General features: G+C 67.1%; 19 protein-coding genes. 7 read left to right on the forward strand and 12 right to left on the reverse strand.

Going from position 1 to position 20,695, the window contains the following annotated elements:
- Positions 1-2: 2 nt before the first annotated feature.
- The 3 genes from sdhA to sdhC are packed head-to-tail and all read right to left on the reverse strand — an operon-like array spanning position 3 to position 2,660.
- Positions 3-1,787: a succinate dehydrogenase flavoprotein subunit gene (gene sdhA, locus JL11_RS04275; protein ID WP_054764564.1), complete on the reverse strand. Its 1,785-nt coding sequence runs from the start codon at positions 1,785-1,787 to the stop codon at positions 3-5.
- Positions 1,788-1,794: 7 nt separating this feature from the next.
- Complete coding sequence (sdhD, locus tag JL11_RS04280; RefSeq protein WP_054764565.1) at positions 1,795-2,199, reverse strand: succinate dehydrogenase, hydrophobic membrane anchor protein; 405 nt, start codon at positions 2,197-2,199, stop codon at positions 1,795-1,797.
- A complete protein-coding gene (sdhC, locus tag JL11_RS04285) occupies positions 2,196-2,660 on the reverse strand; it encodes a succinate dehydrogenase, cytochrome b556 subunit (RefSeq protein ID WP_082382585.1) in 465 nt (154 codons plus the stop codon). Before sdhC ends, sdhD begins: the two co-directional genes overlap by 4 nt.
- A 265-nt stretch (positions 2,661-2,925) precedes the next feature.
- Here sdhC and JL11_RS04290 point away from each other — a divergent pair, with 265 nt between their 5' ends.
- Positions 2,926-3,804 carry a pirin family protein gene (locus tag JL11_RS04290; RefSeq protein WP_156314146.1) on the forward strand — a complete coding sequence of 293 codons (879 nt, stop codon included), beginning with the start codon at positions 2,926-2,928 and terminating at the stop codon, positions 3,802-3,804.
- A gap of 87 nt (positions 3,805-3,891) precedes the next feature.
- Here the strand turns inward: JL11_RS04290 and JL11_RS04295 are convergent, their stop codons facing one another.
- A complete protein-coding gene (locus JL11_RS04295; protein WP_054764567.1) occupies positions 3,892-4,404 on the reverse strand; it encodes a hypothetical protein in 513 nt (170 codons plus the stop codon).
- Between the two features lie 360 nt (positions 4,405-4,764).
- Between JL11_RS04295 and alaS the strand changes: the two genes are divergently transcribed.
- Entirely contained in the window at positions 4,765-7,413 is a 2,649-nt protein-coding gene (gene alaS, locus JL11_RS04300; protein WP_054764568.1) for an alanine--tRNA ligase, read from the forward strand.
- 85 nt (positions 7,414-7,498) lie between these two features.
- Here alaS and JL11_RS04305 read toward each other — a convergent pair whose 3' ends face one another.
- From JL11_RS04305 to JL11_RS04315, 3 genes are all read right to left on the reverse strand, one after another.
- The gene (locus JL11_RS04305) at positions 7,499-8,050 is read right to left on the reverse strand and encodes a DUF2939 domain-containing protein (RefSeq protein WP_054764569.1); all 552 of its coding nucleotides are present in this window, start codon (positions 8,048-8,050) and stop codon (positions 7,499-7,501) included.
- 45 nt (positions 8,051-8,095) lie between these two features.
- Positions 8,096-8,677: a DUF2939 domain-containing protein gene (locus JL11_RS04310; protein ID WP_054764570.1), complete on the reverse strand. Its 582-nt coding sequence runs from the start codon at positions 8,675-8,677 to the stop codon at positions 8,096-8,098.
- 188 nt (positions 8,678-8,865) lie between these two features.
- Positions 8,866-10,086, reverse strand: coding sequence for an NADP-dependent isocitrate dehydrogenase (locus tag JL11_RS04315; RefSeq protein WP_054764571.1), 1,221 nt, complete (start codon positions 10,084-10,086; stop codon positions 8,866-8,868).
- A 176-nt stretch (positions 10,087-10,262) separates the two neighbouring features.
- Between JL11_RS04315 and JL11_RS17365 the strand changes: the two genes are divergently transcribed.
- Genes JL11_RS17365 through JL11_RS04330 form a run of 4 tightly spaced genes read left to right on the forward strand, consistent with a single transcriptional unit; the run spans position 10,263 to position 12,656 of the window.
- Positions 10,263-10,430, forward strand: a complete 168-nt coding sequence (locus JL11_RS17365; RefSeq protein WP_156314147.1) for a hypothetical protein — start codon at positions 10,263-10,265, stop codon at positions 10,428-10,430.
- Positions 10,394-10,606 carry a DUF2945 domain-containing protein gene (locus JL11_RS04320; protein WP_054764572.1) on the forward strand — a complete coding sequence of 71 codons (213 nt, stop codon included), beginning with the start codon at positions 10,394-10,396 and terminating at the stop codon, positions 10,604-10,606. The genes JL11_RS17365 and JL11_RS04320 overlap by 37 nt, the downstream gene beginning before the upstream one ends.
- Positions 10,603-11,751, forward strand: coding sequence for a DUF1176 domain-containing protein (locus JL11_RS04325; protein WP_054764573.1), 1,149 nt, complete (start codon positions 10,603-10,605; stop codon positions 11,749-11,751). Before JL11_RS04320 ends, JL11_RS04325 begins: the two co-directional genes overlap by 4 nt.
- Entirely contained in the window at positions 11,748-12,656 is a 909-nt protein-coding gene (locus JL11_RS04330) for an NAD(P)/FAD-dependent oxidoreductase (protein ID WP_054766809.1), read from the forward strand. Before JL11_RS04325 ends, JL11_RS04330 begins: the two co-directional genes overlap by 4 nt.
- A 9-nt stretch (positions 12,657-12,665) precedes the next feature.
- Here the strand turns inward: JL11_RS04330 and JL11_RS04335 are convergent, their stop codons facing one another.
- Positions 12,666-14,501 (reverse strand): DUF885 domain-containing protein, encoded by a 1,836-nt coding sequence (locus JL11_RS04335; protein WP_054764574.1) that lies wholly within the window; start codon positions 14,499-14,501, stop codon positions 12,666-12,668.
- A 248-nt stretch (positions 14,502-14,749) separates the two neighbouring features.
- On the reverse strand, positions 14,750-16,099 hold the full coding sequence (glmM, locus tag JL11_RS04340) for a phosphoglucosamine mutase (protein ID WP_082382587.1): 1,350 nt from the start codon (positions 16,097-16,099) through the stop codon (positions 14,750-14,752).
- Positions 16,100-16,265: 166 nt separating this feature from the next.
- Here glmM and glmS point away from each other — a divergent pair, with 166 nt between their 5' ends.
- A complete protein-coding gene (gene glmS, locus JL11_RS04345; protein WP_054764575.1) occupies positions 16,266-18,080 on the forward strand; it encodes a glutamine--fructose-6-phosphate transaminase (isomerizing) in 1,815 nt (604 codons plus the stop codon).
- 15 nt (positions 18,081-18,095) lie between these two features.
- Here glmS and JL11_RS04350 read toward each other — a convergent pair whose 3' ends face one another.
- From JL11_RS04350 to JL11_RS04360, 3 genes are read right to left on the reverse strand one after another with little or no spacing between them, the layout of a single operon-like run.
- Complete coding sequence (locus JL11_RS04350) at positions 18,096-18,839, reverse strand: Crp/Fnr family transcriptional regulator (RefSeq protein WP_054764576.1); 744 nt, start codon at positions 18,837-18,839, stop codon at positions 18,096-18,098.
- Positions 18,836-19,099 (reverse strand): DUF6894 family protein, encoded by a 264-nt coding sequence (locus tag JL11_RS04355; protein WP_054764577.1) that lies wholly within the window; start codon positions 19,097-19,099, stop codon positions 18,836-18,838. The genes JL11_RS04350 and JL11_RS04355 overlap by 4 nt, the downstream gene beginning before the upstream one ends.
- A gap of 59 nt (positions 19,100-19,158) precedes the next feature.
- Complete coding sequence (locus tag JL11_RS04360; RefSeq protein ID WP_054764578.1) at positions 19,159-20,658, reverse strand: phosphomannomutase/phosphoglucomutase; 1,500 nt, start codon at positions 20,656-20,658, stop codon at positions 19,159-19,161.
- Positions 20,659-20,695: the final 37 nt, after the last annotated feature.

A 20,695-nucleotide genomic window follows, 5' to 3' on the forward strand; every position in this document is an offset into this window, starting at 1 on the left:
CCTCAGTAAACCCGAGCCTTGGGCTCGATGTACGCGATGTCGTCGGACATCGTGTAATTGTGCACGGGGCGGTAGTCGATCTGGACCTGTTCGCCCGGGCGCTTCCACGCCAGGGTGTGTTTCATCCAGTTCGCGTCGTCCCGGTCCGGATAGTCCTCGCGGGCGTGGGCGCCGCGCGATTCCGTGCGGTTCAGGGCGCTCTCGATGGTGACGACGGCCTGGGCGATCAGATTGTCGTACTCCAGCGTTTCCATCAGATCCGTGTTCCAGATCAGGCCGCGGTCCGTGGTCTTGATGTCGGAACCGGCGGCGTCGATGGCGCGCAGCTTGTCCGTGCCCTGTTGCAGGGTGTCGCCGGTGCGGAACACCGCCGCATCGGCCTGCATCGCCTTCTGCATCGCCAGCCGCAGCTCAGCCGTCGGGGTGGAGCCGTCAGCGTTGCGGAAGCGGTCCAGTCGGGCCAGGTGGGCGTCGGTCTGGGCCTTGGAGGCGCTGGGCACGGCCGATGCCTTGTCCACCACCTCGCCGCAGCGCAGGCCGACGGCGCGGCCGAACACCACCAGGTCGGTCAGGGAGTTGGAGCCCAGGCGGTTGGCGCCGTGCACCGAGACGCAGGCCGCCTCGCCAACGGCCATCAGGCCGGGCACGACGCTGTCGGGGTTTCCATCACGAAGGGTCAGCACCTCGCCGTGATAGTTCGTGGGAATGCCGCCCATATTGTAGTGGACCGTCGGCAGGACCGGGATCGGCGCCTTGGTCACGTCCACGCCGGCGAAGATCTTGGCGCTTTCGGAAATGCCCGGCAGGCGCTGGTGCAGGATCTTCGGATCCAGGTGGTCCAGGTGCAGGAAGATGTGGTCCTTGTTCGGGCCCACGCCGCGGCCTTCGCGAATCTCGATGGTCATGGAGCGGCTGACCATGTCGCGGGGGGCCAGATCCTTCACGGTGGGGGCGTAACGCTCCATGAAGCGCTCGCCTTCCGAGTTGGTCAGATAACCGCCCTCGCCGCGGGCGCCCTCGGTGATCAGGCAGCCGGCGCCGTAGATGCCGGTCGGGTGGAACTGGACGAACTCCATGTCCTGCAGCGGCAGGCCGGCGCGCAGCACCATGGCGTTGCCGTCGCCGGTGCAGGTGTGGGCGGAGGTGGCCGAGAAATAGGCCCGGCCGTAGCCGCCGGTCGCCAGCACCACCATCTTGGCCCGGAACTGGTGAAGCTGCCCATTGTCCAGCTGAAGCGCCGTCACGCCGGTGCAGGCGCCGTCCTGCATGATCAGGTCCAGCGCGAAATATTCGATGAAGAACTTCACCTCGCGGCGCACCGACTGGCCGTACAGGGTGTGCAGGATGGCGTGGCCGGTGCGGTCGGCGGCGGCGCAGGTGCGCTGCACCGGGCCTTCGCCGAAGTTGCGGGTCATGCCGCCGAAGGCGCGCTGATAGATCTTGCCTTCCTCGGTCCGCGAGAAGGGCACGCCCCAGTGTTCCAGCTCATAGACGGCCTTGGGCGCGTTCCTGACCAGATATTCGATCGAGTCCTGGTCGCCCAGCCAGTCCGACCCCTTGACGGTGTCGTACATGTGCCACTGCCAGCTGTCCTCGCCCATATTGCCGAGCGAGGCCGAGATGCCGCCCTGCGCCGCGACGGTGTGGGAGCGGGTCGGGAAGACCTTGGTGACGCAGGCGACCTTCAGCCCCTGCTGGGCGGCGCCGAGCGCGGCGCGAAGGCCGGAGCCCCCGGCGCCGACGACGACGACGTCATATTCGTGATCGATGAGTTCGTAAGCGGCCATCTGGGGATCAGGCTCCGAAACCGGCGGGCAGGGGCGCAGAACCCAGCGCCAGCCGCACGATGAAGAAGACGCTGGCGGCCGCCAGCACGAGAAGGACCAGGTTCAGCAGGCCCGTCAGGGCCTTGCGGGCGCCGACCTGGGGCACATAGTCCTCGAGGATGACCTTCCAGGCCAGGCTGAGGTAGCCGAACAGCAGCACCGCCGTGACCGCCGTCAGGCCGGCGTTCAGCGGCCTGGCGAACCAGGTCATGACGGCGTCATAAGAGGCGCCCGCCAGGGTGAAGCCGGTCGAGGCGACCCAGACGCCCAGCGGCAGCAGCGCCGTCAGCAGCACCCGCTCGGTCAGCCATTCGCCGCCGCCGTGGCGCTCGGAAATCTTGACCTTGTTCTTGAACTTGGCGGCGCCGCTCACAGCGAGACCCTCCCGGCAGCGAACAGGACGACCCAGAACAGGATCGCCAGGGGAACGGGCGCCCAGACCGCGATGTTCGACAGTGCAGTCGCCGACTTGATGGTCAGGCCGTTGCCCGTGTCGTTGATCGTGTGGCGGGCGCCGTTCAGGATGAAGGAGAACAGGACCACCGTCAGGCCGAAGCCGACGAACAGGCCCAGCGGCGAGCCCGCCAAGGCCAAGGCCGTCTCATAGGCCTCGGGCCCGAAGGCCAAGGCACCCAGCCAGGCGACGACGAAGACCAGGCCGACGGTGCCGGCGATCAGGGTCGCGCGGAACAGGATCGAGGCGGCCATGGTCACGTGCCAGCGCCAGATTCCCATATGGGGCGAGAGCGGGGTCAGATGGCCGTTGGGCTGGATGACGAAACGACCGGTTCGGTCGCCCGATGCAACCCCCGGGTTCGGCTTGGGCTGAGTCATGCGAATGCTTCTCAAAAGCGAATGAATTCAATCGCCGTGTGCGGTTGCGAAGGCTTTTGTGACCCTAGAGGGACGGTGTCAACGGACCGTTGATCACTTAGCGGATTCTAGCGTCGCTCAGGCCGATGCGTGTCGAAATCGCGATATTCAAGGCATGATCGATCCACGCTCCGCCTGAGATGCAGGTTTTACGCGGCGCCCTGGGTTTTGGATCGCTGCGCGCCGCCAAGCTCGCCAAAGCCGCGCCTGCCCCTATATGGACCCCATGACCGAGACCACGCCCCGCCCCGTCCTTCGGCTGCATCCGGCCCACCGGGATGACATCGGCGACCTGATCACGCGTCGGCCGGTGCCCGGTCCGGGCTTGGATCAGGTCGATCCCTTCCTGTTCCTGAACCATCACGGCCCCCAGACCTATCCGCCGAACAACGCCGGCCTGCCCTTCGGCCCCCACCCGCACCGGGGGTTCGAGACCGTCACCTTCATTCTGGACGGCGAGCTGGCCCACAACGACTCCGGCGGCGGCGAGAGCATCATCAAGGCGGGCGGGATCCAGTGGATGACCGCCGGCTCGGGCCTGATCCACGCCGAACTGTCGCCGGCCGACTTCAAGCGCGACGGCGGGCCGATGGAGATCCTGCAGCTGTGGGTGAACCTGCCGTCCCGGCTGAAGATGACCCGGCCCGCCTATGTGGGGCTTCAGGCCGCCGACATCCCCACCTTCACCACCGAGGGCGGCGTGGTGGTCGAGCCGGTCTCCGGCGAATGGCTGGGGGTCAAGGCGCCGATCCAGTCGCTGATCGACATCCATCTGGCCGTCGTCCGCATGCCCGCCGGCGCTCGGTTCGAAGTCCCGATCGCGCCCGGCCGCACTGTCTTCTTCTATGCGATCAAGGGCCAGGTGTCGGTCGCCGGAACCCCCGTGCCCGAATGGAACCTGGCCGCCCTGGGCGACGGCGACGCGGTCGAGATCACGGCCCAAAGCACAGACAAGACCGGGGCCGTCGTCCTGCTCGGCCACGCCGAACCGATCAAGGAGCCGGTCTTCAGCCACGGCCCCTTCGTCATGACCACCCGCGAGGAAATCATCCAGGCCATTCAGGACTACCAGTCCGGCAAGTTCGGCCCGCCGCCGCGGGTGTGAGGCTGGCCTTTGGCTTTTAGGCCTCGTCGGCTGTGCAGAACGCAGACATTCCGAAGGGCTGTTCGGGGTGGTTGGAGGACCTTCCGATCAGTCCCAGTCGCCGTTGTTGATCTTGGAAACCCAATCCTCGTCAAGGTTCATGACCGCCTCCGCGAGCGCATGGTGACTTTTCGAGACAGCCATGGCGGCCATAGCGGCGACAGTCATGTCTCGACTCCAACTCTCGCCTCGATGAGCGAGCACACAGTCCGGCAGGCGAGAGATGGCTAAGTCGTAGGCGGGCAGGAGAAAGTCCGGCACCTCTGGCCCTCGACCATTTGTCCGAGCCACATCAACCGACGCCGGAAAGAGCAAAAAGCCGAAATCAATCGGGTTCGCTTGTGATAGCGCGATTTCCACGACATGCGGGATCGCTGCGTATGACGCGGTGTAGACGTCGCCTTGATGGCAAAGGCTCGACCAAAGCGTAAGCCACGGCTCGTCGTTTGGACCCTGCTGCTCTGGCCGTTTCGCCAATGCGTGGAGAAGATCGGGAATGTCCGATGCCGCCCCGTAAGCGTGAGTGAGTTCAGACCAGCGGTTATCGTCGAGTTCAAGCATGGCTACTAACCTTCCACGGGAAAGCACTCATGCCAATGTCCGCAACGGGTCGTGAGGCGTCTTATCTAATCGTAGCCACAGCAGACGCTGACTTTCGCTGATGCTATGTATGGCAGTGCGGTGGGGGGAGGACACCCCGCTAGGGGCACCAGAGGGTAATGCTGACCGCGCCCAGGGTCTTGGGCACCGTCTGCGTAATAGTCAGGCGCAGATCTAGCCCCACCGCACATTGATGCCGAAATGGGTCGAACCCAGGAAATCGCCCCGCCTCGCCCCCACCTCGCCCAGATGATGCGTTCCCCGACAAAACCCTATATGACGCCGGTTCCTTAGCGACCGCCGAGCCGAAGACACGCCCAAATGCCCAGCCTGAACGAGATCCGCGCCACCTATCTGAACTTCTTCGCGGCCGACGGTCACGAGAAGGTTCACTCGGCGCCGCTGGTGCCGCAGAACGATCCGTCCCTGCTGTTCGTCAATGCGGGCATGGTGCCGTTCAAGGACTATTTCACCGGCGCGTCCAAGCCGCCCTATCCGCGCGCCACCAGTTCGCAGAAATGCGTCCGCGCCGGGGGCAAGCACAATGACCTGGACAATGTCGGCTACACCGCCCGCCACCTGACCTTCTTCGAGATGCTGGGTAACTTCTCCTTCGGCGACTATTTCAAGGAACACGCCATTGACCGGGCGTGGAAACTGGTGACCCAGGACTTCGATCTGGATCCCAAGCGCCTGCTGGTCACCGTCTATATCGATGACGACGAGGCCGCCGCCATCTGGAAGAAGGTCACCGGCTTCTCCGACGACAAGATCATCCGCATCGCCGGCTCGGACAATTTCTGGGCCATGGGCGACTCAGGCCCCTGCGGCCCCTGCACCGAGATCTTCTGGGACCACGGCGATAAGATCGCCGGCGGCCCTCCCGGCTCGCCGGACGAGGACGGCGACCGCTTCGTGGAGATCTGGAACAACGTCTTCATGCAGTTCGAGAAGGAGAACGACCAGATCGTTCGCAACCTTCCCAAGCCCAGCGTCGACACCGGCATGGGGCTGGAGCGGATGACCACCGTGCTCCAGGGCGTGCATTCGGTGTTCGAGACCGACCTGTTCAAGACCCTGATCGCCGCCTCGGAAGAGGCCACATCGACCAAGGCCGACGGCGACCAGGCCGCTAGCCACCGGGTCATCGCCGACCACCTGCGCTCCTCCTCCTTCCTCATCGCCGACGGGGTGACGCCGTCGAACGAGGGCCGGGGCTATGTGCTGCGTCGGATCATGCGCCGCGCCATGCGCCACGCCCACCTGCTGGGCGCGGCCGATCCCCTGATGCACCGTTTGGTCCCGACCCTGGTCGATCAGATGGGCGACGCCTATCCGGAACTGGCCCGCGCCCAGCCCTTCATCGAGGACACGCTGAAACAGGAAGAGGTCCGCTTCCGCACCACGCTCGGCCGCGGCATGGCCCTGTTCGACACGGCGGTTCAGGGCTTCAAGCCGGGCGACATGCTGGACGGCCAGACCGCCTTCACCCTGTCCGACACCTACGGCTTCCCGCTGGACCTGACCCAGGACGAGGCCCGTCGCCGCGGCTTCTCGGTCAATGTGGACGGCTTCGAGGCCGCCATGGCCGAACAGCGCCAGCGCTCGCGCGAGAATTGGAAGGGCTCGGGCCAGTCGGCCAACGCCGGCGAATGGCTGGCCGTGCGCGACCGCATGGGACCGACCGTCTTCACCGGCTATGACTCCCTCGAGGGCTCGGGCGAGGTCTTGGCCGTCATGAACGGCGGCGCGCCCGTCGAGGCGGCCGAGGCCGGCGAGATCGTCGAGGTCTTGCTCGATACGACCCCCTTCTACGCCGAAAGCGGCGGTCAGACGGGCGATCAGGGGACGCTGGAATGGCCGGGCGGAGAGGCCGAAGTTCTCGACGTCAAGAAGCACGCCGGCGACCTGCACGTTCTGTCGGTCCAGATCACGGCCGGCCGGCTGGAGATGGGCGCCCGCGTCGCCCAACTGGTGGACGCCGACAAGCGTATGACCACCCGCGCCAACCATTCGGCCGCTCACCTGCTGCACACGGCCCTGAAGAATGTGCTGGGCCCGGCGGTCGCCCAGAAGGGCCAGCTGGTCGATTCTGAGCGCGCGCGCTTCGACTTCAGCCACGGCGCCCCCGTGACCGAGGACGAGCTGGCCGCCATCGAGGCCGAGGTCAACGCGGTCATCCGCCAGAACGTCCCGGCGGAGACCAAGCTGATGGCCCCCGCCGACGCCATCGCCGCCGGCGCCATCGCCCTGTTCGGCGAGAAATACGGCGACGAGGTCCGGGTGCTGACGCTGGGCCGGTCGCTGACCAGCGACAACGCCCCCTATTCGGTCGAACTCTGCGGCGGCACCCACGTCGCCCGCACCGGCGACATCGGCCTGTTCAAGATTGTTCAGGAGACCGGCGTCGCCGCCGGCGTCCGCCGTATCGAGGCCCTGACCGGCGAGGCGGCCCGCCTCTATCTGGAAGGTCAGGCCGGCGTGGCCCGCAAGCTGGCCCGCGACTTCAAGATCCAGACCCCCGACGTGCCCGCTCGGGTCGAGGCCCTTCAGGGTTCGGTCAAGACGCTGGAGAAACAGGTCGCCGAGCTGAAGAAGCAACTGGCCCTGGGCGGAGGTTCGGGCGGGTCATCCGCGCCGGAAGAGATCGGGGGGATCAAGCTGATGGCCCGCGTCCTGGACGGGGTGGACGGCAAGGGGCTGCGCGGCGTGGCCGAGGACTTCAGGAAACAGGTCGGAACCGGCGTCGTCGCCTTGATCGGCGTCACTGAGGGCAAGGCCGCCGTCACCGTCGCCGTCACCTCTGATTTGACCGACCGCGTCAACGCCGCAGACCTGGCCCGCGCCGCCGTCATCGCCATGGGGGGACAAGGCGCCGGCGGCAAGCCCGACTTCGCCCAAGGCGGCGCTCCCGACGGCTCCAAGGCCGAAGACGGCCTCACCGCCGTCCGCGAGGCGCTGAAGGCCTGAGCATACCCCGACCCTCTCCCGCCTGCGGGAGAGGTGTCGCGTCGATCGCGAAGCGATCCAGCGACGGAGAGGGCGATCGCCGCGCCTAGCCCATCGGGTCCGGCGTCAGATCCACCCCCGCCAGTTTCCAGCTCAACGGCCCCCGCCGCTCCATGATCAGCACCAGGGGGTCGTCGGGTCGGTCGTCGCGGGTCAGGGTGACGGCGAACCGGTTGACGCCGCGATAGGCCCAGGACTGATGAATCCGCTCCTTCGGAGCCGCCGGCGTGTCGGCCGAGGGGACCGGTTTTTCGGGCCGGGGCTTGTCGCCCGACCGGACCATGGCGGCTACGCCCTCCGGCGTGACCAGGCCGTCCACGGCGCCCTCGACCAGGGACGGGGCCAGCATCATGCCCAGGGCGGCCAGAGCCCGGTTCTCGCCGGTCCGGTCGCGAATCTCCATCGCCGCCCGGGCGTTCAGCTCGGCCTTCAGACTGGCCCTGAAGGCCGGGAAGTCCACCGTCTGCTCCAGGCCGGCCACATCCCCCATCCGCGCCGCGCGGATCAGCCTTTGGGCCGCCACGAAGGGCGAGATGAAACAGGCGACCAGGGCCAGTCCCAGAATGGCCGCGACCAGACCAATGGCGATCTTCTTCATGGGTGCTCCTTCAGTCGAAACGTCGAGACGGGCGGGATGTTGCGTCTAGGGTTTCGACGAGGGCTTGGCCGGTGCGGGCGCGGCGGGCGCCGCCCCATCGGGCAGGCCGATCTGGACCAACACCCATTCGAACGGCCCCCGCCGTTCAAAGGTGAAGACGGTGCGCGATCCGCCCTGGTCCTGAACCGCCATCCGCGCCCGGTTAACGCTCCAGAACACCGGCTGAGGCCAGGGCTTGGGTGTGTCCGCCGCCGCCGGGTGCGCAACCGCTCCGGACCAGTGGCTGGCGTAGCGCCCCTCGCCCCGCGTCAGGGCCGAGATGGCCGCCGGGGTCAGATAGGCGTCCACGTCCGGGGCGTTCAGCACCGGGTTCCGCTCCATCTGGCGCCTTACCGCCCCGATCGGGTCTTCCAGGAAGGAGGGCGCCGGCGCCTGAACCCCGCCGCTCAGCTGCGGCCGCAACGACTGGCGAACGGCCTGGAAGTCGATCAGCCGGGTCAGGCCCTGGACGTCGCCCGCCTCCGCCGCCGACCGGATGGCGAAAAAGCCCACCGCCGGCGCCGCAAAAAAGGCCGCGACCGCCGTCACGAGCGCCAGAACCACCAGATTGCCGAACAACCGTTTCACGTCGCTTCCCCCACAGTGGGCCCGATCATGCACGGCCCATCGGAGGACGCAACGAAAAGCCCCGCCGGACGGATCCGGCGGGGCTGTCTCTCTCTCTCTCTCTCTCTCTCTCTTGGTGTCCTACCGCGCTTCGCGCTGCTTGAGGACGGCTGTCGTCCTACCGCGCTGTGAGCGGCTTGAGGACGGGCTCAGCCGACGTCCGGCAGGGCGGCCTTCAGGTTTTCGGCGACCTTGTCGAGGAAGCCCTCCGTGGTCAGCCAGCCCTGCTGATCGCCGACCAGCAGGGCCAGGTCCTTGGTCATGTCGCCCGACTCTACGGTCTCTACGACCACCTTCTCCAGGGTGTCGGCGAAGACGCCCAGGGCTTCGTTGCCGTCCAGCTTGGCGCGGTGTTTGAAGCCGCGGGTCCAGGCGAAGATCGAGGCGATCGAGTTGGTCGAGGTGGCCTCGCCCTTCTGGTGCTGACGATAGTGGCGGGTGACGGTGCCGTGCGCGGCTTCCGTCTCCAGCACCCTGCCGTCCGGCGTCATCAGCACGGAGGTCATCAGACCCAGCGAGCCGAAGCCCTGGGCCACCACGTCGGACTGGACGTCGCCGTCATAGTTCTTGCACGCCCAGACGAAGCCGCCCGACCACTTGATCGCGGCTGCGACCATGTCGTCGATCAGGCGGTGCTCATAGGTCAGGCCGCGCTTCTTGAACTCCTCGGCGTATTCGGCGTCGAACACCTCCTGGAAGATGTCCTTGAAGCGACCGTCATAGGCTTTCAGGATCGTGTTCTTGGTCGACAGATAGACTGGATAGTTGCGCGCCAGGCCGTAGGCGAAGGAGGCGTGGGCGAAGTCGCGGATCGAGTCGTCCAGATTGTACATGCCCATGGCGACTCCGGCGCCCGGCGATTTGAACACCTCATGTTCGATCACCTGGCCGTCGTCGCCGACGAACTTGATCGTCAGGGTGCCGGCGCCCGGCATCAGGAAGTCGGTGGCCTTGTACTGGTCGCCGAAGGCGTGACGGCCGACGACGATGGGCTGGGTCCAGCCCGGCACCAGGCGCGGCACGTTCGAGCAGATGATCGGCTCGCGGAAGACCACGCCGCCCAGGATGTTGCGGATGGTGCCGTTCGGCGACTTCCACATCTTCTTCAGGCCGAACTCCTTCACCCGGGCCTCGTCCGGGGTGATGGTGGCGCACTTCACGCCGACGCCGTGCTTCTGGATGGCGTGGGCCGCGTCGATCGTCACCTGATCGTCGGTGGCGTCACGGTTCTCCATGCCCAGGTCGTAGTAGTCCAGCTCGAGATCCAGGAACGGGAAGACCAGCTTGTCCTTGATCATCTGCCAGATGATGCGGGTCATTTCGTCGCCGTCGATGTCGACGATGGGGTTTTCGACCTTGATCTTGGCCATGCGTGCGGTCCGCCTGTGACTGTGGGAAGGGAATGTCGTGGCGGCGGTATAGCGAGGCCAAGCGCCCGCGCAAACCCCGCCGCCCGTCGTCGGCGCGCGGAATAACGCAGATCCCGCCTGAACCCTTTGGCGCCCTTGGCCTTCTCCTTAGCCTAGCAACAAGGACGGACGCCAGGATGACGGAGGAAGAACGCCAACTGGTGGATCGGTGGATCGTCACCTTCTGCGAGGCGCCGCCGGTGGTCGATGCGGAACTGATGCGCAGGCTGATCGCTGAGCAGGAAACGATGCAGCAGGAAGCGCAACCATGTCAGAAAAGACCTTCAAGGCCGGCGACAAGGTGAAATGGGACCACAGCCAGGGCGTGACGACCGGCAAGGTGGTCAAGAAGGTGACCTCCGAAACCAGGATCAAGGGCCACAAGGTTGCGGCCTCCGAGGACAATCCGGAGTATATCGTCGAAAGCGCCAAGACCGGCGCACGCGCAGCGCACAAGCCGTCGGAGTTGAAGAAGGCATGAAGCTGAACGCACTGTCGCGCGGCGTCCCCCTGTCCTCTCTTGTTCTGGCTGCGTTCGCCGTCGCCGGGTGCGGCGATAAGGATGCGGCCCAGGCGCCCTCTGCGACCAGGGCCGCCAGTCCGGCCGCGCCCGCTCTCGCCGCGCCGGTGCTGAAAATTCGCCCCGAGACCAAGACCTTCCGCGACTGGCGCGCCACCTGCGGCAATGACGGGACCTGCTGGGCCTTCGGCTTCGCGCCCGAGTTCGCCGCCGGCTGGGTCCGCATCGCCCTGGCGCCCGGACCGGACGCCCAGCCGCAAATCCTCTTCGGCTACTGGCCCGACGGCGACGCCAAGGGCGCCAACCCCCTCGGCTTGACCATCGACGGCCGCGCTTATCCGGCCGCGCTCAGCGAGGCGAGCAACGCCGACGCGCCCATCGGCGAAATCCGCACTGGGGTCCGCGGCGCCCTTGACGCCCTTGCCCAGGGAAAGGTCATGACCATTCGCGGCGCCTCCACCCAGGAAGTCTCGCTGCACGGCGCCGCCGCCGCCCTGTTGTGGATCGACGAGAAACAGGGCCGTCTGGACACGCCCACCGCCCTGATCCGACGCGGCTCCCGTCCGGCCGCCCTCGTCCCGGTCGCGCCGCCGCTGCCGACCGTCACCCCCGCTCCGGCCGTGGACCAGTCGGGGTTCGGTGATCAGAACCAGCGTGTGCCCGCCGCGCTGCGCGCCCGCACCGAGGTCGGAAACTGCCTGAAAGAGTCCGCCATGCCCGCCGTCAGCGACATGGTCATGTCAGCCCGACTGGACGCGCGGACCGAGCTGTGGGGCGTGCCCTGTGGCGCAGGCGCCTATAACGTCACTCACAACTGGTATCTGACGGGGCCGGGCGGTCGCGATCCTCGTCCTGCGATCCTCGCCGGAACGGAAGGCCCTGGCTCCGATCCGGTGACGCCCGACAATGCGACCGTCAACGGCGCCTATGATCCCAAGACCCGCACCCTGTCGGCCTTCGCCAAGGGGCGCGGCATCGGCGACTGCGGCGCGGCCCAGACCTGGGCCTGGACGGGGCAGGGCTTCACGCTGACGCAGGAAAGCGTCATGGGCGAATGCGCCGGCGTGCCGTCCGATCTGTGGCCCGTCGCCTGGCGCACCCGATGACGGACCCCGAGGTTCTGATCATCGGGGCCGGGCCCGCCGGCCTGACGGCCGCGACCTATCTGGGCCGGTTCAGACGGCGCACCCTGGTGATCGACGCGGGCGAACCCCGCGCCTGCTGGATTCCCTTGAGCCACAATATGCCGGGGTTTCCCTCCGGCGTCTCCGGCGCCGACATCCTGAAGCGGATGCGCGAGCAGGCCGAGGAGTTCGGCGCGGTCATCCAGGCTGGACGGGTTGAGACTCTGACCGGCGCGGGCGACGGTTTCGTCGCCCGGATCGGCGGCCGGTCGATGCCCGCGCGGGCGGTTCTCCTGGCGACCGGGGTCGTGGATCACCACCCCGACCTGCCCGGCGTGGAACGGGCGGTTCAGCGCTCGCTGGTTCGCATCTGCCCGATCTGCGACGGCTATGAGGCGACGGACAAGGCCGTGGCGGTGATCGGACAGGACGACAAGGGCGCGCGCGAGGCCGCCTTCCTGCGCACCTATTCGGACCGGGTGACCCTGATCCATATCGGCCCGCCCGACGCCCTGACCCAGGGCGACGAACTGCGCCGGCTGGGCGTCGAGCTGATTGCGGCGCCGCTCGAAAGCGTCGTGCTGGAACAGGATCGGGTCACGGCCCTGGGCTGGGGCGGCCGGACCCGCGCCTTCGACCTGGTCTATTCCGCCCTGGGCGTGTCGCCGAACGCCGAACTGGCGCGGGGCCTCGGCGCCCGGCTGGCCGCCGACGGCCGGCTCGAAGTCGACCTGCATCAGGCCACCAGCGTGCCCGGCCTCTACGCCGCCGGCGACGTGGTGCGCGGCCTCAACCAGATCGCCGTCGCCACCGCCGAGGCGGCTGTGGCCGCCACCGACATCCACAATCGCCTGCGCCGGATCGACGGGCTGACAGTCGCCGACTAGGGTCCCCTACTAAGCCTGGGTTGCGATCCAGCCGTCCACGATCCGCTCCAGCACCGACAGGGGCACGCCCCCGGCGGCCAGGGCCGTGTCGTGGAAACCCTTCAGATCGAACTTGGCCCCCAGGCTGGTCTTGGCCTTCTCGCGCAGGCGGACCCATTCATTGTGGCCGACCTTGTAGGCGCAGGCTTGGCCGGGCCAGCCGCAGTAACGTTCGACCTCGGACACAGCGGCCCCTTCCTGATCGCCATAGGCCTCCATCATGTACTGGATGCCCTGTTCGCGGCTCCAGCCCTTGGAGTGGATGCCGGTGTCCACCACCAGGCGCGCCGCCCGGAACATCAGCGACTGGACATAGCCGATCTGGCCGATCGGATCGTTTTCATAGGCCCCCAGCTCGTCCGCCAGCTGTTCGGCGTACAGGCCCCAGCCTTCGGCATAGCTCGAGAAGCCCAGCAGGTTCATATATTTGGGCGCCGTCGCGCTCTCCTGTTGCAGGCTGATCTGCAAATGGTGGCCCGGCGCGGCCTCGTGATAGGTAAGGGTCGGCAGGGTCCAGGACGGCCATTCCGCCGTGTCCTTCAGATTGATCCAGTAGATGCCCGGCCGCGACCCATCCAGACTCGGCGAGTTGTAGTAGCCCATGGGCGCGCCAGCCTCGACCGCAGGCGGGACGCGCTTGATCTGGACCGAAGCCTTGGGCAGGCGGCCGAAGGCGCCGGGCAGACGGGCCTGCATGTCGGCCATCTGGGCGTTCAGCTTCTCGATCAGCTCGGCCTTTCCGGCGTCGGTGTTCGGATAGACGTATTTCGGGTCCTGGCCGAGCGCGCGGATCCGTTCCGCCACGGCGCCCTGGGTCAGCCCCTGGGCCTTCAGCAGGGTGTCCGCGCGGGCGGTCAGCTCGGCCATCTGGGCGCGGCCGGTGCGATGAATCTCGTCCGCCGTCAGCCGGGTGGTGGTGATGAAGCGCAGGCTGTTGGCGTAATACTGCTGGCCCTGCGGCAGGCGGCGGACCGAGGCCTCGTGCCCGGCGCGCGGCAGGGCGGCCTTCAGCAGGGCGTTCTGGGCCGACAGGGCGGGATAGACCTTTTGGGTCAGCAGGGCCTCGACCTGGGCGCCCCAGTCCCCCGACAGGCCCTTGGCCCGCGTGCGGTCCACCACCGAGGCGACCATGGGCGAGGCGGCGGCGGCGGTGGCCAGAATCCCGTCCTGCTGGCCGATGGCCTTGGCCAGGATGAAGTCCGGCGGGATCACCCCCAGGGCGTAGTCCTCGCGCAGACGTTCGGTCTCGGCGGTCAGGACGTCGGCGAAGGCGGAGATGCGGGCCACATAGGCGTCGGCGTCCTCGGCCGTCTCAATCGTATGCTGGTTGGCCAGGAAGTCCGGCGTCGACTGATAGGCCCCGCCCTGCTGGCTGACCCGGTAGGGATTGGGCCAGCCGCCCTGGCCGTAGGGGATGGCGAAGGTGGCGATCACCCCGTCCAGATTATCGGCGATTGTGTCGTAGTAGATGCCGTCCTGGGCGTCCATGGACGACCGATCCAGAGCGCCGAGCGCGGCCCGCTGGGCTCTGGTGAAGGCGCGGAACTTCTCCTCGTTCTCGGCAGTCGGAACGGTCAACTGCGACTTGGCGGCCGCGCGCGCGCCGGCGTCCAGGCCGAAGGCGGTCACGGTTTCGGGACTGAGGTCCAGGGTCTTTTCGAACGCCTGGTCCATGAAGGCGGCCAGGGCGGCCTTGGACTGGGCGGCGTCGCCGGCCGGGGCGTTCAGCGCAAACGCCTGGCCGTGGGCGGCGGCGAGACCCGCGCCCGCAGCGGCGGACAGAAGAAGGCGGCGACGGTCGATCATGGAAGGCCCCAGCGAGTATGTCTGACCCCAATGGAGCGCCGGTCGTCTCGACCCGCAAGTGAAATCGCGGACAGGCGCAGACCACCTTCCCCCGCTTGCGGGGGAAGTGTCAGCTCGTAGAGAGCAGCGAGACGGTTGACGATGGGGGAAGTTCCGCTTCTGCAAGAAAGAAGACTTCCCCCTCCGACCCTGGTTCGCTTCGCGAACGCCGGGCCACCTCCCCCGCAAGCGGGAGAGGGTCTTGAAAGTCACCCCGCCGCCTTCACCGCCGCCGAAACCTCCGACACCACCCGCTTCACCAGGGCCGCGTCGTCGCCTTCCGCCATGACCCGGATCAGCTTCTCCGTGCCCGAGGGCCGCACCAGCAGCCGCCCCGAGCCGTTCAGCGCCGCCTCGGCCTCAGCGATCGCCGCCTTGACCTTCTCGTTCTCCAGCGGCTTTGCGGCGGTGAAGCGCACATTCTCCAGCTTCTGCGGCACCGGGTCGAACTGGCGGGCCAGTTCGCTCATCGGCTTGCCGGACTCGACCAGAACCGCCAGCACCTGCAGCGCCGCCATCAGGCCGTCGCCGGTAGTGGCGTGGTCGTGCAGGATGATGTGGCCCGACTGTTCGCCGCCGATGTTGAACCCGCCCTCGCGCATCCGCTCCATCACATAGCGGTCGCCGACCTTGGTCCGCTCCAGCGTCAGGCCCTCGGCCTTCAGCCGCCGCTCCAGCCCCAGGTTCGACATGACGGTGGCGACCACCCCGCCGCCCGCCAGCCGGCCGCGCCGGGCCCAGTCCAGGCCGACCAGGGCCATGATCTGGTCGCCGTCCACCACCTGGCCCTTCTCGTCGCAGATGATGACCCGGTCGGCGTCCCCGTCCAGGGCGATGCCGATGTCGGCGCGGTAGCGTTTGACCGCCTCGACCAGGGTTTGCGGGTGGGTGGAGCCGCATTCGGCGTTGATATTGGTCCCGTTCGGGGCCACCCCCACGGGGAAGACCTCGGCCCCCAGTTCGAACAGGGTGGTGGGCGCGACCTTGTAGCCGGCGCCGTTGGCGCAATCGACGGCGATCCGCAGCCCCTGCAGGCTCAGCCGCTTGGGGAAGGCCTGTTTGGCGATCTCGATGTAACGGGCCTGGGCGTCGTCGATCCGCTTGACCCGACCCAGCTTGTTCGACGGCGCCAGCCCCTGGTCCAGACCGTCGTCCATCAGGGCTTCGATCTTCAGCTCGATCTCGTCCGACAGCTTGTAGCCGTCCGGCCCGAACAGCTTGATCCCGTTATCGGCATAGTCATTGTGCGAGGCTGAGATCATCACCCCCAGGTCGGCGCGCATCGACCGGGTCAGCATGGCCACCCCCGGCGTCGGCACCGGGCCGAAGGTGCGCACGTCCATGCCCACTGAGGCGAAACCGGCGACCAGGGCCGGCTCGATCGTATAACCCGACAGGCGCGTGTCCTTGCCGATCACCACCAGATGGCGACGGTCGTCGCCGGTGCGGAACAGTTTCCCGGCGGCCAGCCCCACGCGCAGCGCGACCTCGGCCGTCATCGGATAGGTGTTGGCGCGCCCGCGAATGCCGTCGGTGCCGAAATATTTCCTGTCGCCCAAGGCGTCGTCCTTCGTTTCGGGTAACGTTCCGAAACCCCATTTTTGATGCAGTCCGCCTTAAGATTGCCTAGACGGCCGGTGGGGCTCGATGCGTGGCTTAGCCCCGGATCGCCGCCAGTGCAAAGCGGCGCCCTTCTGTTTCCTTCTTCTTCGGAGTTCCCAGCGCATGTGCGGCATCATCGGCGTCACCGGCAATGGACCCGTCGTTCCCCGGCTGATCGACAGCCTGAAACGGCTGGAATACCGGGGCTATGACTCGGCCGGGGTCGCCGCCGTCGTGGACGGCGCGGTCGAGCGCCGCCGCGCCCAGGGCAAGATCCGCAATCTGGAAGCCGTCCTGGCCGAAGCGCCGCTGAAGGCGACCGTGGGCATCGGCCACACCCGCTGGGCCACCCACGGCGCGCCCACCACCGCCAACGCCCACCCGCACAAGGCCGGCCGCGTCACCCTGGTCCACAACGGCATCATCGAGAACTTCGCCGAGCTGAAGGCGGAACTGGCCGCAGAGGGTCATGTCTTCGAAAGCCAGACCGACACCGAGGTCATCGCCCACCTGCTGGATGCCGAGCTGAACACCGGTCGTAGCCCCCTGGAGGCGTTCAAGATCACCCTGGACCGTCTGACCGGCGCCTACGCCCTCGCGGTGCTGATCGACGGCGAGGACGATCTGATCCTGGGCGCCCGTCGCGGCAGCCCCCTGGTCGTCGGCTGGGGCGAGGACGAGATGTATCTGGGCTCGGACGCCCTGGCCGTGGGGCCCTTCACCCAGAAGATCAGCTATCTGGAAGAGGGCGACTATGTCGCCGTCACCCGAACCGGCGCCCAGATGTTCGACGTCGCGGGCAGGCCGGTCGAACGGGCCGTCGTCCAGGTCTCGGCCTCCTCGGCCATGGTCGAAAAGGGCGAATACCGCCACTTCATGGAAAAGGAGATCCATGAACAGCCCGACAGCGTCCAGCACACCCTGTCGGAATACCTCGATCTGGTGACCGGAAAGGCCAAGACGAACGCCGTCGACTTCGCCGCCGTCGAGCGGATTCAGATCGTGGCCTGCGGCACCGCCTTCTACGCCGGCCAGATCGGTCGCTATGCCTTCGAGAAGCTGGCGGGACTGCCCTGCGACGTCGAGATCGCCTCCGAGTTCCGCTACCGCTCGCCGGCGGTGTCGCCCAAGACCTTGGCCGTCGCCGTCAGCCAGTCGGGGGAGACCGCCGACACCCTGGCCAGCCTGACCTGGTGCAAGGCCCAGGGGCTGAAGACGGCCGCGGTGGTCAACGTCCACTCCTCCTCCATGGCGCGAGAGGCCGAGGTGCTGTGGCCCACCCATGCCGGGCCGGAGATCGGCGTGGCCTCCACCAAGGCCTTCACCGCCCAGGTCGCGGCCCTGCTGGCCCTGGCCGTCGCGGCCGGCGTGGCGCGCGGTCGGATCGATGCGGCCCAGGAAGCCGAACTGGTCAAGGCCCTGTTCGAAAGCCCTCGCCTGATTGCCGAAGCCCTGCGTATGGACGCCAGCATCCGCGCCGTGGTCCAGGATCTGGCCAAGGCCGACGACGTCCTGTTCCTGGGCCGGGGCGCCATGTTCCCCCTGGCCATGGAGGGCGCCCTGAAGCTGAAGGAGATCAGCTATATCCACGCTGAGGGTTACGCCGCCGGCGAGCTGAAGCACGGCCCGATCGCCCTGATCGACGAGGAAACCCCGACCATCGCCCTGGCCCCCCTGGACGATGTGTTCGAAAAGACCGCCTCAAACCTGCAGGAAGTCGCCGCCCGCGGCGGCCCGGTGATCATGATCGCCCCGCAAAAGGCGCCCGATCCGCACGGCGCCGGCATCCGCCGCATCCACGCCCCGGACTGCCATCCCCTGATCGCGCCCTTGGTTTACGCCGTGCCGATGCAGCTTCTGGCCTACTACACGGCCGTTCAGAAAGGCACGGACGTCGATCAGCCCCGCAATCTGGCCAAGTCCGTCACGGTGGAGTGACGCGCGGGGCGCGAGTCACACCGGTTCTCGCTGCAGACGCAGATAGGCGGGATCGAATTCCGCGATCGCGGCCAGCCGCGGCCAATCCAGGATTTCGACTTGGCCGCCGGTCCAGTTGACCAGGCCCTGGGCGCGCAGCTCGGCGACCAGACGATTGATATGGACCGTCGACAGGCCCAGCATGTCGCCCAGTACGGATTGCGTCAGTGGAAGCCTGAAGCTTCGGTCTTCCACCCGTCCCACGACCTCAAGGCGCAAATAGAGTTCGCACAACAGATGGGCCAGGCCGCCGAGGCCGCTGCGGCGGCCGATGACGGCCAGCCACTGCCGGTGGATCGCCGCGTCGATCAAGGTGTCCAGCCACAGCAGTCGGGCCAGATGCGGGTGATTTTCCGTAAGGGCGATAAGTTCCGCGTGCGGCGCCTGGGCGATGACGCAGTCCGTCAGGGCCTGCACGCCGTGATCCATCTGCTTCATCAGCAGGCTGTGCAGATCGACGAAGTCGCCATCGACATTGATCTCGGTGATCTGCCGGCCGCCGTCGGCGAGGGACACATGGCGCGCTGCGAAGCCGCTAATCAGAAGGGTGCTGTGGGTCGGATGGCCGTGGCGCTGGACGAAGTCCGCCCCGCTGCGGACCTCCCTCGGCGGACCGAGCACCTTGTCCAGGGCGGCGATCTCCTCGGGCGACAGCCGGTCGCGAAGCGCCAGCTTATCGACCAGGGTTCTTATGGTCGGATCGGTTGGGACGGCGTTCATTCGTCGGCGTCCGCCAAGGCCCAACCCTGGGGGGCCTCTTGGGACGCCTTGGCCGTAACGCTGACCACCGTCACGCCCTCTGCATCGGTGACGATGACGCTGAAGACGCCCGTGTCCCAAAATCCGGCGCTGCGATAGCGCAGAATTTCCCCCAGGATCGTGACCGCCTCCTCTCGTGCGGCGTCGACGTTCGGCAGGTCCTCGCCCTGGTCGTCGCGAATGCGGTCCCCGTTCTGGGTATGAAAGAAATAGCGCGGCAACCCCACCTCCAGCAGCAGACCTGCAAGAAGCGACGATCGGCCGGATTGGTTCAGCCTTTTTAGATTTCCTGATTAAAGGCGCCGATCTCGGAATAGGCGGCCAGGCGCGGCTTGATCTCCTTGCGGAACAGGTCGCGCATGTCGTCTTCTGAGCGCATGCTCTCGACCACCACGACCAGCTCCGGCTTGTTGGACGAGGCGCGGACCAGGACCCAGGAGCCGTCCTCCAGGTGCACCCGCACCCCGTTGACGGTGATGGCCTCGACGATCTTGCGCCCCAGGATCTCGCCGCCCGCTGCGGCCAGATCGGCGTATTCCTTCACGATCCGCTCCAGCACCCCGTACTTCAGCTCGTCGTCGCAATGGGGCGACATGGTGAGGCTGGTCCAGGCGTCGGGCAGGGCCGCCTTCAGCTCGCTGAGCTTTTTGCCGGGATTGCGATCCAGCATGGCCAGGACTGCGCCTGCCGCCACCAGGCCGTCGTCATAGCCGTGGCCCAGGTCGCCGGCCATGAAGAAGTGGCCCGACTTCTCGAACCCGGCCAGGGCGCCCAGTTCGGCCGTCTTGCGCTTGATGTAGGAATGGCCGGTCTTCCAATAGACCACCTCGGCGCGGTTGGCCTTGAGGATCTCGTCGGTCTTGTAGAGGCCGGTCGACTTCACATCGACGACGAAGGTGCTGTTCGGGTGGACCTTGGACAGGTCGCGCGCCAGCATCAGGCCGATCTTGTCGGCGAAGATCTCCTCGCCCGTGTCATCGACCACGCCGCAGCGATCCCCGTCGCCGTCGAAGCCCAGGGCCAGGTCGGCGCCGGTCTCCTTCACCCGCTCAGCCATCTGCACCAGCATGGCGTGGTCTTCCGGGTTCGGATTGTATTTGGGGAAGGTGTAGTCGAGGTCTGTGTCCATCTCGATCACCTCGACGCCCATCCGGCGCAGGGCGTCGGGCGCGAAGGCGCCGGCCGTGCCGTTGCCGCAGGCGCAGACCACCTTCAGCGGGCGTTTGATCTGCACCTTGGAAGCGACGTCGGCGACATAGGTCTCCCGGAAGTCCTCGACCCGGACGAGTTTGCCGTTCGGTCGCGCCACGCCCTCGCCGTTCAGCACGATCTGTTTCAGCCGCCCCATCTCGTCGGGGCCGAAGGTCAGGGGCTTGTTCGCGCCCATCTTCACCCCGGTCCAGCCGTTCTCGTTGTGGCTGGCGGTGACCATGGCCACGCAGGGCGCCTTGAGGGCGAACTGGCCGAAATAGGCCATCGGCGATAGGGCCAGACCAACGTCCAGGACCTCCATCCCGCCTTCCAACAGGCCGATGATCAGGGCCTGTTTGACGCTGAGGCTGTAGCCGCGGAAATCATGGCCGACGACGATCTTCGGCGCCACGCCGATCTCGTGGACATAGGTCGCCAGCCCCAACCCCAAGGCCTGAATCCCCAGAAGATTGATTTCCTTTTCCAGAATCCAGCGCGCGTCGTATTCGCGAAATCCCGTCGGCTTCACCAAGGGTTCTGTTTCATAGGCGGCCGTGTTCGGCTTCAGGTCCTGGCGGGGCTTGAGCATGGAGCGTCCTTGAAGGCGTAAGTTTATCGGTGGTGAG

It is taken from the genome of Brevundimonas sp. DS20 (genome assembly GCF_001310255.1).
GTDB classification, from domain to species: Bacteria; Pseudomonadota; Alphaproteobacteria; order Caulobacterales; family Caulobacteraceae; genus Brevundimonas; species Brevundimonas aurantiaca.

Bases quoted from the DNA above. Each gene is read 5' to 3' on its own strand.
- sdhA (WP_054764564.1), bottom strand. From the start codon at position 1,787: ATGGCCGCTTACGAACTCATCGATCACGAATATGACGTCGTCGTCGTC.
- sdhC (WP_082382585.1), bottom strand. From the start codon at position 2,660: ATGACTCAGCCCAAGCCGAACCCGGGGGTTGCATCGGGCGACCGAACC.
- JL11_RS04290 (WP_156314146.1), top strand. From the start codon at position 2,926: ATGACCGAGACCACGCCCCGCCCCGTCCTTCGGCTGCATCCGGCCCAC.
- JL11_RS04295 (WP_054764567.1), bottom strand. From the start codon at position 4,404: ATGCTTGAACTCGACGATAACCGCTGGTCTGAACTCACTCACGCTTAC.
- alaS (WP_054764568.1), top strand. From the start codon at position 4,765: ATGCCCAGCCTGAACGAGATCCGCGCCACCTATCTGAACTTCTTCGCG.
- JL11_RS04305 (WP_054764569.1), bottom strand. From the start codon at position 8,050: ATGAAGAAGATCGCCATTGGTCTGGTCGCGGCCATTCTGGGACTGGCC.
- JL11_RS04315 (WP_054764571.1), bottom strand. From the start codon at position 10,086: ATGGCCAAGATCAAGGTCGAAAACCCCATCGTCGACATCGACGGCGAC.
- JL11_RS17365 (WP_156314147.1), top strand. From the start codon at position 10,263: ATGACGGAGGAAGAACGCCAACTGGTGGATCGGTGGATCGTCACCTTC.
- JL11_RS04320 (WP_054764572.1), top strand. From the start codon at position 10,394: ATGTCAGAAAAGACCTTCAAGGCCGGCGACAAGGTGAAATGGGACCAC.
- JL11_RS04325 (WP_054764573.1), top strand. From the start codon at position 10,603: ATGAAGCTGAACGCACTGTCGCGCGGCGTCCCCCTGTCCTCTCTTGTT.
- JL11_RS04330 (WP_054766809.1), top strand. From the start codon at position 11,748: ATGACGGACCCCGAGGTTCTGATCATCGGGGCCGGGCCCGCCGGCCTG.
- JL11_RS04335 (WP_054764574.1), bottom strand. From the start codon at position 14,501: ATGATCGACCGTCGCCGCCTTCTTCTGTCCGCCGCTGCGGGCGCGGGT.
- glmS (WP_054764575.1), top strand. From the start codon at position 16,266: ATGTGCGGCATCATCGGCGTCACCGGCAATGGACCCGTCGTTCCCCGG.
- JL11_RS04350 (WP_054764576.1), bottom strand. From the start codon at position 18,839: ATGAACGCCGTCCCAACCGATCCGACCATAAGAACCCTGGTCGATAAG.
- JL11_RS04360 (WP_054764578.1), bottom strand. From the start codon at position 20,658: ATGCTCAAGCCCCGCCAGGACCTGAAGCCGAACACGGCCGCCTATGAA.